Raw genomic sequence first — 15,572 nt, 5'->3', positions numbered from 1 at the left:
AAAGATAGCAATATGTATAGGACTTATTTTTTTGCTTTAATGCTATTTGCGATGTCATGTACAAACAGTACATCGAAGGTCGGAGAAGATCAACAATCATCTCAACAGATTGAGTATGTAATGAATGATAGTCTCTCAACAGATTTTTATACTGATATGAAAAGCTATGTTCCTGCAGAGGGATTTATACCTACAGCGGATATTGCAGTAAAGATAGCGGAATGCGTACTATTGGAAATTTATGGAAAGGAAAGTATAGAGAAAGAAAAACCTTTTTCTGTTAACTTGGTAAATGGAATATGGGTAATAGAAGGGCATATTCCTAATGGAAATGATAGTGCGCTGACTTTCTGTGGACAATCTTATGTGGAAATAAGAAAAAGTAATGGTGAGATTATAAAGCTTTTGCATACTAAATAAAAAATATTACTCTAATATAAGTTGCCTTTTTTCAATGAGATTTATTTAATTACTATCCTAACATCAGATATGCTATATCTTGTATGTTAGGATAGTTTTTTAGGTCTATCAAATGATGTAGGTCATGCAGGACTACATCCGTACTCTCCGGATGCTTAACAGCACGGGCACTTCCTATCTGGATAACATTTCCTATATGTATTATTTGTACGACAGTCTGGGACGGCTGACCCTGCAGGGGGGAATCCTTCTTCCAGTCCTACCGTGCTTGTGCAGAACAACTTGCTCAGTGGCTACGACATCACAAGTACGGTTTATACTTTCTCCAACAAGCCGTCTGGTGTGACACATACACATACTGCCAGCGGAAAGACCACGCGCACGGAAGTATATACCTATACCTACGACCATGCGGACAGAATAAGCAAAGTGCAGCATAGTCTTGGCAGCACTGCGATTACTCTGTACGATGCGACTTATGACAACTTCGGTCGTTTACTGACCAAGCAGTATCACGGTACGAGCACCAACAAGCTGACTTATACCTACAACCTGCGTAGCTGGCTGACGGGAATCAGCGGCACACGCTTCACGCAGAACCTGTACTACAACACGGGTGTGGGTACTGCGAAGTACAACGGCAGCATCAGCAGCATGACCTGGAAGTCCGGGAACGAAAGTACAGTCCGTGGTTACAAATTCACTTATGACGGTCTTGACCGGATGCTGAACGCTACCTATGGCGAGACAGCAAGTATCAGCACGAATGCGAACCGCTTCTCGGAGAACGTTACGGGTTATGACAAGAACGGTAACATCAAGAGTTTGCAACGTTATGGCCAGACTGGTGCCAGTGCCTACGGCCTGCTTGATAACCTGACTTACACATTGACCGGTAATCAGTTGAGCTGTGTGGAGGATGCGGTGAGTACCGCTGCATACGGTACAAACACTGCCTTTGTGAACGGTGCAAGCGCCGCAGGGGAGTATGCCTACGATGTCAATGGTAATTTAACGAAAGATTTGAATAAGGGAATTGCCGATATTCAATATAATGTATTAAATTTGCCCAGTACGGTATCGTTCAGTGATGGTAGCACGATTACCTATACTTATGGTGCTGACGGCACGAAACTGAGAACAGTCCATAAGATAGGCAGTACAACCACAACGACTGACTATTGCGGTAATGTGATCTATGAAAACGGTACTCAGAAGTTGTTACTCACAGAAGAGGGTTACATCAACCTGGCCGGTACCCAGCAGTATCATTACTATCTGAAGGACTATTAGGGTAACAACCGTGTAGTGATCAACCAGTCTGGCACTGTGGAGGAAACTAACCATTACTACCCTTTCGGTGGTGTATTTGCCACTGCAGGCAATACCCAGCCTTACAAGTATAACGGTAAGGAGTTTGATACGAAGAAGGGTTTGAATTGGTATGATTATGGGGCGAGACATTATGATACGGCGTTAGGAAGGTTTACGACTAATGACAGATTTGCCGAGAAGTATTATTCGATGTCTCCGTATCAGTACGGGGCGAATAGTCCGGTTGTTAATATTGATGTGAATGGAGATAGTATTAGAATTTGCACTGAAACTCAGTCCTTTGGTCACACATGGATTAGTGTTGGTGAAGGATCTAATATGACTGTTTATAGCTACGGACGATACAATGGAACTAATAAAGGGCCAGATAGAAGCTCTAATTCTTTAGGAAATGGTTCCGGTGTTCTTTTAAAGTTAATGGGGGATGAAGCAAAAGCTTACAATGACAAAAAAAGCAGCTGGTGGAATGTCTGTATTTGTAGTAACAGATGTGGCAGATGAAAAAGTTGCTAATATTTTAGACGAAAAGTTTAATTAATATGTCAACTACAATGCCAGATAATCCTAAAAGTGATTATTATAACAGTTCTTCTGCTCGTATTATTGATGAATATAAGCTGACAAGTAATAATTGTACAACAATGGTATCTGACGTGTTGAATAAAAGTGGGTCAAATGCTCTGAAAGGGACAAGGCTACAACAAACAAGTAATTTGGGAACATGGACTACTATTCCTATTGTCAACAGATTTGTTCTTCCAATATCAATGCAGAATCATTTAGTGAGAATATCCAAACCAGGAGGTGTAGTTTATAAAACAAGATAGATTATGAAATGGCTTAGAATTGTGTTTGTTGCCACATCAATAATTCTTTCATTATTAATTATATACGCAATTATTAATTGTGAAATTAGTTATAAATATGAGATTGAAAATCGATGTGGGGATAAGATTGATATCTTATGGGTTGAGGAGTGGCTAAAAGAAACGATTAAAGTGTGGAAGTTTTTTCTATGCTATGTAATCATTAATATCTTTTATTTAGTAGCTTCTCTTGTCAATAGCCGTAAATCTTCAAAAGAAAAATGCAGTTTATCATAAACAAACGCAGTCTCTTTTGTATTGATAATTAGGCCGTCTTGCCTTGATATGAATTGACTATTTTTATCGTTATCCTAACATCAGATATCCCATATCTTGCATGTTAGGATATTTTTTTGTCATATAACAGTCATACCATTTCTAATGTTGTAACTATCCTCCGTGCCGGGCTACACCCTTTTTTGCAGATGGCTATACCATCGCATAGAAAGGGTGTAGCCATCCGGAGTAAAAGGTGTAGCCTCGTGAAATGTGTCCTACGAATGCTTTTGGCGGGGATAATAGCGGCTTGCATAGAATCTGTGTTCCTTTGTCCGCGTCTTGTTTTTATACTGCTTCATCCGAAGAAGAAAAGGAAGCGCAAGAATCTACGGTGGCAGATAACATTACCCCGACAGTATAACATATCATATCCGACCATAAAAATCCATGCCCGAAGACCAATGCTCCGAGCGTGGTGTTTCGTATGGCATTCGCCCAATCGACCTGGTATAATTGGCTGATTTCTATGCAATAAGAAAACAGTAAGGAGATTGCGGCCACTTTGAGTATGGATGCCGAAGGGAAGAGAAAGCGTAATCCCCAATAGACCATAGCTGCCCAAAGTGTATCGCCAATATACTCTGCAATAAATTTAGGCAATGCATTGCCATATTTCCGGGAAGCAAGTCCTGCCAATATGATGACGAAAGTGACGGTTAAGTAAATCCAACGTTTGTATTTCACATCATGATGTTTTAGGTCCATTGCAAATTTATGGAAAATTGACAGATATGAGTGAGAAGGAAGAGCTTTTTCGTATTTTTTCCTATCGAACGGTCTGTGTAAGGCTATAAACAGAAAAGCAAATGAAGGGCAATACTATGACACGTATATGGCCAAAAATAACTATTGGTACAGCATGCATGAACTGAGCCGCATGGACGATGAAACAGGCGACCCCTTGCCGGGTGACCGGAGACTTGCACCTATTCCCGTCGGATTTACCGTTCGGAGCGGTGGCACCCAATGGCTGTTCGAGAACAGCGTCCGCACCACAAATCCGGAAGAACTTTGGAAATAAGACTCTCTTGTTTCAAATCTCCCCGAAATCATGTACCTTTGTGGCGATACCTAAAAAAGGGTGTGGCAAGATGATGAACAAGATAAATTCCGTATGCGTATATTGTGCTTCGAGCACAAAGATAGATTCCGTTTATTTCGATGCAGCCCGTGAGTTGGGCACTCTGCTGGGGCAGCGGCAAATTCGCTTGATTAATGGTGCGGGAAATATGGGACTGATGTCCGCTGTGTCCGATGCGGCACTCCGGGCAGGGGGAGAGGTGACGGGCGTCATTCCCCGCTTCATGGTGGAGCAGGGATGGCATCACACCGGACTTACCCAACTCGTGGAAGTGGAAAGCATGCACGAACGGAAAAAGACAATGGCCGACTTGAGCGATGCCGTCATCGCCCTGCCCGGTGGTTGCGGCACCCTGGAAGAACTGCTGGAAATCATCACTTGGAAGCAACTCGGACTGTATCTGAACCCGATTGTGATACTGAATGTCAAGAACTATTTCGACCCTCTGCTCGATATGCTCCGGCAGGCGGTGGACGAAAACTTCATGCGCGTGCAGCACGGTGCCATCTGGCATGTGGCGCAGACACCGCAGGAAGCCGTGGAACTGATATATACCACTCCCTTGTGGGACGCCTCCATCCGTAAATTCGCTGCAATATGATAGGGCTGTTGATGGCTTGGGCAGTAGTGGGGACGGAGGGGATTCCTATTCCATATTCTCCGAGAATGGACGATGGCATCACCGTGGTCCTTTTGTGCTGTTTCTTTCTGTCGGCCTATGTCTTGTCACGCAGCCGCAAGTTCCTGCTGCAACTGGTGAAGGATTTCCTGCTTCATCGCGAACGTACCAGCATATTTGCCACTTCCACAGCCGCCGATATGCGCTATCTGCTGCTGCTCATCCTGCAGACTTGCATCCTTGCGGGTGTCTGTATCTTCAGCTACTTCAATGATATACAGCCGGAACTGGTACGTCATGTGTCGCCGGGGCTTCTGCTGGGGATTTACATCGGTGTGTGTCTCTTCTATTTGTGCTTGAAGTGGATGCTCTACTCTTTTCTGGGTTGGATTTTTTTTGACGAAAGTGTTACAACGCTATGGCTTGAGTCCTATTCTACGCTACTTTATTACTTGGGATTCGCCCTTTTCCCGTTTGCCCTGTTCGTAGTCTATTTTGATTTGAGTTTGCAGCTGACGATAATAATCGGATTGATTTTAGCCTTTTTTGCTAAAATATTGATGTTATACAAGTGGTTAAAGCTTTTTTGTAACAATTTATATGGCGGTTTGCTTTTAATTGTGTACTTTTGTGCCCTTGAAATCATGCCTTGTTTTGTGTTATATCAAGGTGTGATGCAGCTAAACAGTTATTTGATAATAAAATTTTAGGACGTTGAAAATTAAGAAAGTACTTGTGTCGCAGCCGAAACCGGCATCAGAGAAATCTCCTTACTACGACATCGCCGAGAAGTATGGTGTGAAAATAGATTTTCGCCCATTTATCAAAGTGGAGAGCCTTTCAGCGAAAGAGTTCAGACAACAGAAAATTTCGGTCTTGGATCATACTGCCGTTATTTTTACTTCGCGTCATGCTATTGATCATTTCTTCCACTTGTGTACAGAATTGCGTGTGACAATTCCCGAAACAATGAAGTATTTCTGCGTGACGGAGGCCGTTGCTCTGTATATCCAAAAGTATGTGCAGTATCGTAAGCGTAAGATTTTCTTCGGAAACACCGGGAAGATTGACGATTTGATACCTTCCATTGTTAAGCATAAGACTGAAAAGTACTTGGTACCAATGTCGGATGTACACAATGATGACGTGAAGAATCTGCTGGATAAGAATAAGATTCAGCACACGGAAGCTGTCATGTACCGTACTGTCAGCAATGACTTTGCTGCAGATGAGGCTTTTGATTATGACATGCTGGTGTTCTTCAGTCCGGCAGGCATCAGTGCCTTGAAGAAGAATTTCCCTGATTTTGACCAGAAGGAAATCAAGATCGGAACATTCGGCTCTACCACTGCCCAGGCAGTCCGTGATGCCGGACTTCGTCTTGACCTGGAAGCTCCCAGCGTGCAGGCACCCTCAATGACGGCGGCGCTTGACATGTTTATCAAGGAGAATAATAAAGGAAAGTAAAAAGAGAGAAATAAGGATTAGGGATTAAGGATAAAGGATTAAGGATGAAAGAACCTATTCACCTCCACCTCCTTTATTCTTTATCCCTAATCCTTTATCTCTAATCCCTAATCCCTAATCCTTGTTTCTCATGCCAAATACCTTGCGTAAGTCCGAACGGTTGGACAAGAAGAAAGTGATAGAGAAGATGTTTGCGGGCGGCTCACGCTCGTTTTCGGTTTTCCCTTTGCGTGTGGTGTATCTGCCGGTGGAGGAGCTGGAGGCACCCGTTTCCATTCTTGTAAGTGTTTCGAAACGCCGTTTCAAGCGGGCGGTGAAGCGCAACCGCGTGAAACGCCAGATACGTGAAGCCTACCGCATGAACAAACACGGACTGCTGGCCGTGCTGACGGAAAAAAAGTGCCGTCTGGCCGTGGCCTTTATCTATCTTTCGGACCAGTTGGTAGACTCTTCTGTCATTGAGGACCGTATGAAGACAGCTTTGGCACGCATTGCCGAGAAGGTAGCGGCAAATGCTGAAGCCGAGCAAACTCCGCAGGTGTCATGAAGCGTCTGCTTTCATATCTGCTGCTGCTTCCCATCTATTTCTATCAGAAGTGCATATCGCCCATGATAGGGCCTTCATGCCGTTTTACCCCCACTTGTTCGCAATATGCGGTGGAGGCCATCAAGAAACACGGACCTTTCAAGGGGTTTTGTCTGGCAGTAAGGCGCATTCTGCGCTGCCATCCCTGGGGAGGTTCCGGATATGATCCCGTTCCATGAATATTCCAGTAGACATACATACACACCGGTTTCCGCAAGTACCCGGAACTGCCATTGCAAATTGCTATCCCGAAACGTTCTCTCCACAGAGCGGCGGATGGTATTCGGTGGGGATACATCCCTGGCATATAGGTCGGAGTGGAGGTGAACACTCAGGAGTTGAAGGTGCTGTGGCTAGCAGGGTGTGCGGCCTGGAGGAGTTAGTGCGCCATCCCCAAGTACTTGCCGTGGGCGAAGTCGGGCTGGACAAGCTGGCAGATGCTCCGATGGATTTGCAGGTGGAAGTGTTCAGACGCCAGGCATGTTTGGCAGAGGAAGTGGGAAAGCCGCTGGTGATTCATCTGGTGAAGGCGGTTGATGAACTGCTGAAGGTGAAGCGGGACTTGCGCCCGTCGAATCCGTGGATAATACATGGTTTCCGTGGCAAGGCGGCGCTGGCGGAGGAATATCTGAAACATGGCTTTTATCTTTCATTCGGGGAGAAATACCAGGAAGCAGCCTTGTGCCGGGTACCTGCCGACCGGCTGTTCATCGAAACGGATGAAAGTGAAGTTTCCATCGGGGAATTGTATGCACGCGCTGCCGAAGTGCGCGGCATCTCTCCCGAGGAGCTTGGAGAAACACTCCGGAGAAATGTCTGCAAAGTCTTTTTTAAACCCTAAGAGTTGTTTCTTCGAATAAAGAGTCGTATTTTTGCGCAGATTAAAATAGGAATCAAACAATTCATAGATAATCACTTAAATAATTAATCAGATAACTTAATCATTCGATGAATTTTGTAGAAGAATTAAGATGGCGTGGCATGCTCCACGATATGATGCCGGGTACGGAAGAACTTCTGGCTAAGGAACAAGTGACTGCATACATTGGTTTCGACCCTACTGCGGACTCTTTGCACATCGGGCACCTTTGCAGTGTGATGATTTTGCGTCACTTCCAGCGTTGCGGACACAAGCCGTTGGCACTGATTGGCGGTGCTACGGGTATGATTGGTGACCCTTCCGGAAAGTCTGCAGAACGCAATCTGCTTACGGAAGAGACGTTGCAGCGCAATCTGGCCGGTATGAAGGCCCAGCTCTCCAAGTTCCTGGATTTTGATTCGGATGCCCCCAACCGTGCCGAGTTGGTGAACAACTACGATTGGATGAAGAACTTCACTTTCCTCGATTTTGCCCGTGAAGTGGGTAAGCACATCACCGTGAACTATATGATGGCGAAAGATTCTGTAAAGAAGCGCCTGAACGGTGAGGCACGTGACGGTCTTTCCTTCACGGAATTCACCTACCAACTGTTGCAGGGATACGACTTCCTTCATCTGTATGAAACCAAAGGCTGCAAGCTCCAGATGGGTGGCAGCGACCAGTGGGGTAACATCACTACCGGTGCCGAGCTGATTCGCCGTACGAACGGCGGGGAGGTGTTTGCACTGACCAGCCCGCTGATTACGAAGGCCGACGGTGGCAAGTTCGGCAAGACAGAGTCCGGAAACATCTGGCTCGACCCGCGCTACACTTCTCCATATAAGTTCTACCAGTTCTGGCTGAACGTGAGCGACGAGGATGCCAAACGCTACATAAAGATATTCACTGCACTGTCCAAGGAGGAGATTGACGCTCTGACGGCCGAGCACGAGGCTGCTCCCCATTTGCGCGTCCTTCAGAAGTGTCTGGCCAAGGAAGTGACTATCATGGTTCACTCCGAAGAGGACTATAATGCTGCTGTGGATGCATCCAACATCTTGTTTGGCAATGCAACTTCTGATGCACTGAAGAAGTTGGACGAAGATACGCTGCTGGCTGTGTTCGAGGGTGTTCCCCAGTTCGAAATATCCCGTGATGCACTGGCTGCCGGTGTGAAGGCGGTGGATTTGTTCGTGGATAATGCTGCTGTATTCGCTTCCAAGGGCGAGATGCGTAAGCTGGTGCAAGGCGGTGGCGTTTCTCTGAATAAGGAGAAACTGGCTGCTTTCGACCAGGTGATTACGACAGCCGACCTGCTGGACGAAAAATACCTGCTGGTACAGCGCGGCAAGAAGAATTACTATCTGATTATCGCCAAATAGCGGTATCCTAAAGAGAAGTAATTAAGGAAATAATGCTTCGGCAGTAAAAATAGCCCCGAAATATTTGGATATTTCGGGGCTTCCTTTTATCTTTGCACCGCTTTTTAACAGAAAGCCCTATGTTTGGACTATGGTGTAATGGTAGCACAACAGGTTTTGGTTCTGTTTGTCCAGGTTCGAATCCTGGTAGTCCAACTACGATATAGCTAATTGCAGCTAAAAACCCACTAAAATCGCAAGTTTTAGTGGGTTTTTTTGTTATTCTTTTCCTCTCTTGTTGGCGCTATAGGTATAGTTTTTTTCTTTTTACGAATCTTTGAACGATATTGCTATATAATTGACACAAATTTATACGGTTTCTCCATTTTCTTTTGTTACATTTGCATCGTGTACGCAAACGATGTGTATTTGATGGCTGAAGTTATAACCTATTAAATGTAGTGCAATCATGAAAACGAACTATGAAATTCGCTATGCTGAGCATCCCGATGATGTGAAAAGCTACGATACGAAAAGCATTCGCTGCGATTTCCTTATAGGGAAGGCATTCTCCCAAAATAAAGTTTCCATTGAGTATAAACTACTTGCAAATCGTACATAAATAGAATATCACTTATTTAAACTTAATAATTTAACGTTATGAATCCGTATTTGAATTTTTCTTTGGAAGGTAAAGTAGCCCTTGTTACAGGTGCTTCTTATGGTATCGGTTTTGCTATCGCTTCAGCTTTTGCAGAGCAAGGCGCAACTATCTGTTTCAACGATATCAACCAGGAGTTGGTAGACAAAGGACTGGCTGCATATGCTGCAAAGGGTATCAAAGTACACGGTTATGTATGCGACGTGACTAATGAACCTGCTGTTCAGGCTATGGTAGCCCAGATTGAAAAAGAAGTAGGCTCCGTTGATATCCTCGTAAACAATGCCGGCATCATCCGCCGTGTTCCTATGCACGAGATGGAGGCTGCTGACTTCCGCCGTGTAATCGATATCGACCTCAATGCTCCGTTCATTGTATCAAAGGCTGTTCTGCCTGCCATGATGAAGAAGGGTCACGGTAAAATTATCAATATCTGCTCTATGATGTCCGAACTTGGTCGTGAGACTGTATCGGCCTATGCTGCTGCCAAGGGTGGCTTGAAGATGCTGACCCGCAACATCTGCTCTGAATATGGTGAATATAACATCCAATGTAACGGTATAGGCCCGGGTTACATCGCTACCCCGCAGACTGCTCCGTTGCGTGAAAAGCAGGCCGACGGTAGCCGTCACCCGTTCGACTCGTTCATCTGCGCCAAGACTCCGGCAGGCCGCTGGCTGGACCCGGAAGAACTTACCGGTCCGGCAGTGTTCCTGGCATCGGAAGCTTCTAATGCTGTAAACGGTCACATCCTCTATGTAGACGGCGGTATCTTGGCTTACATCGGAAAGCAACCGAAATAAATTTGAAGGATAATTGAGAAGGTGATAAAGTGGCAGGATAATGTCACTTGTCACCTTTTTCTTTTGGGCGCGGATTACGCGGATTTCGCGGAAAGGATAAGGAAAATCCGTATAATCCGCGCCTAAAAGAAAGTTATACAACTGATTAGGAAAAAGCAATGATTATATGAGAAACTTTCTTTTATTATGTATGGCGGCCTTCTGCTGTCTTGCTTGCAACGATAGCAAGACAGTGACTGTTACGGTAACCAATCCGTTGGCGATGGACCGTTCCGATGAGATGGTAGAGGTGTCCATGACCGAAATCTCAAACCGCCTGAATTTGGCAGACACCGCACAGATTGTGGTTCTGAATGTCGAAGGGGAACAGGTTCCCTACCAAGTGACCTACGATGACAAATTAATCTTCCCTGCTACGGTAGCCGCCAATGCATCGGCTGCATATACCGTCCAGGCCGGTACTCCCGTCGATGTGGAGGTAAGGGCTTGTGGGCGGCAGTATCCCGAACGTCTGGACGACATGGCCTGGGAGAACGACTTGGTAGGCTTCCGTGCCTACGGTCCTGCATTGCAGGCAAGGGGTGAACGCGGTTTCGGCTACGACTTGTTCACGAAGCGAGGCACTGCTGCACCGGTATTGGAAGACATGTATGCCAAGGAACTGGATGCAGACTCCTGGAAGCAGGTTAATGAATTGCGCAAGACAGACCCGAAGGCAGCCGATGAGCTGGTACGCACATTCTCCTATCATATAGACCACGGTTATGGCATGGACTGCTATGCAGTAGGTCCAACATTGGGAGCTGGAGTGTCTGCATTGATGGTGAATGATACCATTATCTATCCGTGGTGCTACAAGACGCAGGAGGTGCTGGACAACGGTCCGTTGCGCTTCACCGTGAAGCTGGAGTTCAATCCGTTGGCTGTGAAAGGGGATACTGCGGTGGTGGAAACGCGTCTGATTACGCTGGATGCCGGTTCTCATCTGAACCGTACTGCCGTTTCGTATAGCAATCTAAAGGAATCCTTGCCCATTGTTACCGGTATTGTGCTGCACGAACCGGACGGTGCTGTGGTGGCTGATGCCGCCGGTGGCTATATGACGTATGTAGATCCCACTACCGGACCGGATAATGGCAAGATATTTATGGGGGCCGCTTTCCCTGCCGTTGTGAAGGAAGCCAAAACCGTGCTTTTCCCCGTAGAGGAGAAGAAGATGCGTAACAATGCAGACGGCCACGTACTGGCTGTCAGCGACTATGAGCCGGGTGCCGACTACGTGTATTACTGGGGTTTTGCCTGGGACCGTGCGGACATCAAGACGGCTGAAGCCTGGAATAGCTATATGGCGGCATTTGCACAGAAGGTACGCAATCCGATGACGGTGAGTATCCGCTAAGTTGATTTTCCTCCTTTTCCGAAGGCGAAGCTTGAGAAGCTGGAGGCTTGTAACTGTCCGGGCGAATGACAAGTGTTCTCAGAATAAGCTCTTCCCCTTGTAGACAAGTTCTGCAACGTTTTTGGCCTCCAGTTTTTCCATTAGGCGCTTCCGGTAAGTCTGTATTGTATTGATGCTGAGAAATAGTAATTGGGATATTTCAGAGGTGCTCAGTCCTTGCGAGAGATAGGCGAGCACTTCTTTTTCACGTCTCGACAATTCGGGAAGTGCATGTGGTAGGGTGTTTTGTTTTTCCTTGTCCAGTTCGCTGAAAACATTGCTGAAGTATCTGGTTCCGTTTTTCAGTGTACTGATGGCGTCTCTCAATTCGCTGGTGCTGGCATTTTTTGAAACAGCTCCGTTGATGTTTAGGGTGGATAATTTGGCTATGATCCAAGGTTCTTCATGCATGGTATAGATTAAAATGCCGCATTCGGGTATCCGGCTGTGAAGGTGGGATATGAGCTGGAATCCATTCATATCCGGTAGTTCCAGATCGATGATGCAAAGGTCGAATCTCTCTTTGAGGGTCAGTTGTTCCACGTCTTTTGCACAAGTGGCTCCTTTGCACGCCACTCCTTCGAGTTGCGAGGCCAATGCGATGATACCTTCAGCAACAATCGGGTGGTCATCTATTACCAGTATTCTGTATGTTTCTTTGTTTGGTTTCATTCGTTTATGTTAAGCAGTAGGGTGAAAACGTTGTTTTCTGTTGACGAGCATACATTGGCGGTAGCGTTGATGGCTCTGATACGGTCGTTTACGGTACGCAATCCTATGCCGTCATTGTTGTTTGTTGCTGTTTGTTGCTTGTTTGCATTCTTACCGTTGTCTGTAATTTGCAGGGTATATTTATTTTCGTTGTCGGCACGGAGACTGATGACTATATGACTGGCTGAGGCATGTTTCACGATGTTCATGGTGAGTTCTTGTACGATGCGGTACAGCTCATAAGCGGTTTCATTGGGAAGATGGCGTGATGCGTTGTTCTCCGTTGGATGATAGCTGACCTCTATGCCGGTGTTCTCGGCCAGTTTGGCAGCATAACGGTCGAGTATCTGGTCTAGACTGAGATGCTCGAATTCGGGAGGCATCAGTTCGTGTGAGATATTCCGCACGTTGTTTCTCAGTTTGCTGACGAGTGAGGCCAGTTCCTGCTCATTCCCTTTGCCGGCAGAAGTTTCTATCTTCATTTGAAGCCCCAGCAGGTCGTTGGCTATACCGTCATGCAGTTCCTTGGCAAAATATTTGCATTCCTCTTCCAACCCTTCAATGTAGCGGCGTGCCGAGTTCAGTTCGTTTTCTTGCTTTAGCAGTTCAATCTTCTTTTCGGCCATTCGTTTCTTGTGGCGGAGCGTCAACAAAGTAATTAGAGCAAGGCCAGACAGAAGGGCTACAGCAATGGAGGCTTTGAGCAGGAAGGCTTGGTGTTCCAGTTGTTCTTGTTGCAGGTGGGCTATCTCCAATTCCTTTTCTTGCGTGTGATATTTCACGTTGAATTCTGCCATTTGTTGCGTCAGATTGTGCTGTGCCAGCGTATCAGTCCACATGCGGGCACTATCCATATAGGTGTAGGCCAGTTTGGGGTTTCCCAAGGCATCGTAGCATCGTGCCATTTGTGTAAATAATGTTTTGGGCTCGGTACCGGTTTTCCGGTTACGCAGCCAGTGGAAGTCCTTCAAGGCGCGGGCATAGTTTTTGCGGTTTGTTTCGGTGGCTGCCCTCGATTGTATGAATCCTATGGCAGCGATGGAGTTGGATGGTACCCGTTGTACTAGTTTGTTCCCCAATTTCAAGTAGTGGTCTATGGAATCGGGTTGTTCTTTTCGTTCAAAGAGTCTCAGCATGCCGGGCAGGCAGCGTATCTTCCATAAGTCTTCGTTTCCCTCTCCGTGGCAGGCAATGTTCCAGGCTTTGAGATTGGATTTTTCAGCATCATCCAGCTTGTTCAGTTCAGCCTTTATGGTTGCTCTGATTTGCCAGGTGGTGAAAGCTACGAATGGGTCTTCGGTTCTGGCGGCATGTTCGGTGGCCATGTCGGTATACTTTTCTGCTTCGTCCAGCTGCCTGATATTGAAGTATAGGATGGACACATTGTTGCAGATGTGGGCTATCCAGCTTTCGTCACCATATTGCAAGGCACTGTCCAGTGCTTTATTGTAATAGTAGAGTGTAGAGTCATTCATTTGGTGCTGACGGTAGAGGAGGCCCAAATCGTTGTATACGCTGATGTGCTTTTCCAAATCATCTATCTGCGGCAGGTAGGGGAGCATATTTTTTTTCATGGCAAAGGCTTCTTCTGTCTTTCCCACATAGATCAGTAGTGTGGCTTGTTCGTTCAGCAAGATGGGATACATGAAGGAGTGCTTTACGTTCCGGGTGGCAAAGGCGCTGTCGAAGCTACGTTGCGCTTCATCGTAGTGTCCTTCTTCCATGAGATTGGCTGCCCGGTTGTAGAAGTGTGCCAACAGAGTGTCTGTTGGTATTTCTCCGGCGTGAAGCAGGATAGTGGTTAAAGAAAAGAGGAGTGATAATAGCTTAGTATGGCGTACCCTCATATCGGTATATTTTAGTGGAATTCAATCTGTGCTTAGTTGTTGCAAATATACGTCTTATTCATTTTGCTTTTTATCGGAGATACTGAATTTTTTCTGTATGTGGCTGAAAAATCACCTTTTTCAGTGACAAGGGGTGAAAGGAAAAGTTTATTACTTTGCAAAAAAATATCAAGCTTTGTCTGGGAATGATAAATGGCCAAAAGTATCTGTCCGGGTTTAAATGGCAGAATCACGTTGCCGTGAGATACGGACGGCATTCCTTATACTTTTGTTATTATGGATTTTCCTTAGAGGGATGGGGATAAAACAAGATTTGTAACTTATGAAAATGTTTAAAATGATGGCTGCCTCCATGTTGGGTGTGGCGTTGTGTCTGGGATTCACTGCTTGCAGTGACGATGACGAACATGAGAATGGTGAGGGTGGCGAAAACACCGCCACTGTGGTCAATCCTTCGCAAGTGTTTACGGGAGGGCTTCCGAAGTCGGTTTCGGGCATGGCGATTTCTCACAATGAAGAAGGGCTGGTGACGAACATTACAACTGAGGATGGGGATAAAGCCGTCTTTGAGTACTTTCCCGCTACTACAAAGGCAGATGTTGCAAAGGACCGAGCAAGAATCACCGTGACGGATGAAGAGGGCGATGTTACAGAACTGAACTTGCAGCTCAACAGCGATGGTTATGTGGAATTTTGCAACTCAATAGACCACGCTGGTACTCCCGATGCCGATGAGTTTACTTGGGAGATGGAATACGACACTGAAGGCCATCTGGTTGTAATGAAACGCTCTGAAAGCGATGGTGAAATAACGAACATCACCTATAAGGATGGAGATGTGGTGAAGGCTTCCACACGTTATGTAGCTAGTGGGGATCTCAATGGTGACGGAATTATCGACAGCAATGACGAGTGGGAGTATAGTGCTGCCATAGACTATACGACGGATAATATAACAGCTCCTATCGAGAATAAGGGCTGCCTGATGTTGTTTGATGAAATACTGGATGTGGATATGGACGAGATGATATATGCCTATTATGGAGGCATGCTTGGTAAGGCTACGAAACATCTGCCGCTTGTAGGGCATTATACATACAATGGCGAGGACTCTGTGTCCGATATGTATTTTACATGGACATTGAATTCCGACAGTTATCCTACGGAACTGGTTGTAAAAGACCAGTGGGATGAATACAGATGTACATTTACTTGGTAATTATAAAACATCTGTTTATT

Annotated in this window: 17 protein-coding genes, 1 tRNA gene and 2 pseudogenes; 17 read left to right on the top strand and 3 right to left on the bottom strand. The window is 45.9% G+C overall.

The window, feature by feature from the left end; translation table 11 throughout:
• Positions 1–12: 12 nt before the first annotated feature.
• The 4 genes and pseudogenes from H1A11_RS15500 to H1A11_RS15490 all read left to right on the top strand — a co-directional run bounded on the left by H1A11_RS15500 (position 13) and on the right by H1A11_RS15490 (position 2,858).
• Positions 13–420, top strand: a complete 408-nt coding sequence (locus H1A11_RS15500) for an NTF2 fold immunity protein (RefSeq protein WP_051642902.1) — start codon at positions 13–15, stop codon at positions 418–420.
• A 270-nt stretch (positions 421–690) separates the two neighbouring features.
• Positions 691–2,016, top strand: a pseudogene (locus H1A11_RS19240) (RHS repeat-associated core domain-containing protein); the annotation flags it as partial.
• A gap of 278 nt (positions 2,017–2,294) precedes the next feature.
• Entirely contained in the window at positions 2,295–2,582 is a 288-nt protein-coding gene (locus tag H1A11_RS19235; protein WP_226791268.1) for a hypothetical protein, read from the top strand.
• Between the two features lie 3 nt (positions 2,583–2,585).
• Positions 2,586–2,858 carry a hypothetical protein gene (locus H1A11_RS15490; RefSeq protein ID WP_009037544.1) on the top strand — a complete coding sequence of 91 codons (273 nt, stop codon included), beginning with the start codon at positions 2,586–2,588 and terminating at the stop codon, positions 2,856–2,858.
• 327 nt (positions 2,859–3,185) lie between these two features.
• Here the strand turns inward: H1A11_RS15490 and H1A11_RS15485 are convergent, their stop codons facing one another.
• Entirely contained in the window at positions 3,186–3,584 is a 399-nt protein-coding gene (locus H1A11_RS15485; RefSeq protein ID WP_117601091.1) for a DUF2809 domain-containing protein, read from the bottom strand.
• Between the two features lie 148 nt (positions 3,585–3,732).
• On the opposite strand from H1A11_RS15485, the gene H1A11_RS15480 reads away from it, so the two are divergent.
• From H1A11_RS15480 to H1A11_RS15425, 12 genes and pseudogenes are all read left to right on the top strand, one after another.
• The gene (locus tag H1A11_RS15480; RefSeq protein ID WP_009037546.1) at positions 3,733–3,921 is read left to right on the top strand and encodes a hypothetical protein; all 189 of its coding nucleotides are present in this window, start codon (positions 3,733–3,735) and stop codon (positions 3,919–3,921) included.
• 73 nt (positions 3,922–3,994) lie between these two features.
• Positions 3,995–4,582 (top strand): TIGR00730 family Rossman fold protein, encoded by a 588-nt coding sequence (locus tag H1A11_RS15475; protein WP_117601092.1) that lies wholly within the window; start codon positions 3,995–3,997, stop codon positions 4,580–4,582.
• On the top strand, positions 4,579–5,310 hold the full coding sequence (locus H1A11_RS15470) for a DUF4271 domain-containing protein (protein WP_022400587.1): 732 nt from the start codon (positions 4,579–4,581) through the stop codon (positions 5,308–5,310). The genes H1A11_RS15475 and H1A11_RS15470 overlap by 4 nt, the downstream gene beginning before the upstream one ends.
• Before the next feature lie 4 nt (positions 5,311–5,314).
• A complete protein-coding gene (locus tag H1A11_RS15465) occupies positions 5,315–6,067 on the top strand; it encodes a uroporphyrinogen-III synthase (RefSeq protein ID WP_005834069.1) in 753 nt (250 codons plus the stop codon).
• A gap of 130 nt (positions 6,068–6,197) precedes the next feature.
• The gene (gene rnpA, locus H1A11_RS15460; protein WP_022400586.1) at positions 6,198–6,614 is read left to right on the top strand and encodes a ribonuclease P protein component; all 417 of its coding nucleotides are present in this window, start codon (positions 6,198–6,200) and stop codon (positions 6,612–6,614) included.
• The gene (yidD, locus tag H1A11_RS15455) at positions 6,611–6,832 is read left to right on the top strand and encodes a membrane protein insertion efficiency factor YidD (RefSeq protein ID WP_005831056.1); all 222 of its coding nucleotides are present in this window, start codon (positions 6,611–6,613) and stop codon (positions 6,830–6,832) included. The genes rnpA and yidD overlap by 4 nt, the downstream gene beginning before the upstream one ends.
• Complete coding sequence (locus H1A11_RS15450; RefSeq protein ID WP_181757414.1) at positions 6,829–7,494, top strand: TatD family hydrolase; 666 nt, start codon at positions 6,829–6,831, stop codon at positions 7,492–7,494. The genes yidD and H1A11_RS15450 overlap by 4 nt, the downstream gene beginning before the upstream one ends.
• A gap of 107 nt (positions 7,495–7,601) precedes the next feature.
• Entirely contained in the window at positions 7,602–8,894 is a 1,293-nt protein-coding gene (gene tyrS, locus H1A11_RS15445) for a tyrosine--tRNA ligase (RefSeq protein WP_005834072.1), read from the top strand.
• Between the two features lie 124 nt (positions 8,895–9,018).
• Positions 9,019–9,089, top strand: a tRNA-Gln gene (locus H1A11_RS15440).
• 253 nt (positions 9,090–9,342) lie between these two features.
• Positions 9,343–9,477, top strand: a pseudogene (locus tag H1A11_RS15435) (5-keto-4-deoxyuronate isomerase); the annotation flags it as partial.
• A gap of 56 nt (positions 9,478–9,533) precedes the next feature.
• Positions 9,534–10,337, top strand: coding sequence for a gluconate 5-dehydrogenase (locus H1A11_RS15430; protein ID WP_117601044.1), 804 nt, complete (start codon positions 9,534–9,536; stop codon positions 10,335–10,337).
• A gap of 166 nt (positions 10,338–10,503) precedes the next feature.
• On the top strand, positions 10,504–11,736 hold the full coding sequence (locus tag H1A11_RS15425; RefSeq protein ID WP_181757413.1) for a DUF4861 domain-containing protein: 1,233 nt from the start codon (positions 10,504–10,506) through the stop codon (positions 11,734–11,736).
• Between the two features lie 78 nt (positions 11,737–11,814).
• Here H1A11_RS15425 and H1A11_RS15420 read toward each other — a convergent pair whose 3' ends face one another.
• Together H1A11_RS15420 and H1A11_RS15415 are read right to left on the bottom strand one after the other, a co-directional pair.
• Positions 11,815–12,447 (bottom strand): response regulator transcription factor, encoded by a 633-nt coding sequence (locus H1A11_RS15420; protein ID WP_098032031.1) that lies wholly within the window; start codon positions 12,445–12,447, stop codon positions 11,815–11,817.
• Positions 12,444–14,333 carry an ATP-binding protein gene (locus H1A11_RS15415; RefSeq protein ID WP_117601046.1) on the bottom strand — a complete coding sequence of 630 codons (1,890 nt, stop codon included), beginning with the start codon at positions 14,331–14,333 and terminating at the stop codon, positions 12,444–12,446. The genes H1A11_RS15420 and H1A11_RS15415 overlap by 4 nt, the downstream gene beginning before the upstream one ends.
• Positions 14,334–14,655: 322 nt before the next feature.
• On the opposite strand from H1A11_RS15415, the gene H1A11_RS15410 reads away from it, so the two are divergent.
• Positions 14,656–15,552, top strand: coding sequence for a DUF4595 domain-containing protein (locus H1A11_RS15410; protein WP_181757412.1), 897 nt, complete (start codon positions 14,656–14,658; stop codon positions 15,550–15,552).
• Positions 15,553–15,572: the final 20 nt, after the last annotated feature.

Source organism: Bacteroides sp. CACC 737, assembly GCF_013874375.1.
GTDB classification, from domain to species: domain Bacteria; phylum Bacteroidota; class Bacteroidia; order Bacteroidales; family Bacteroidaceae; genus Bacteroides; species Bacteroides uniformis.
This window is presented reverse-complemented; position numbering and strand designations above follow the sequence as displayed.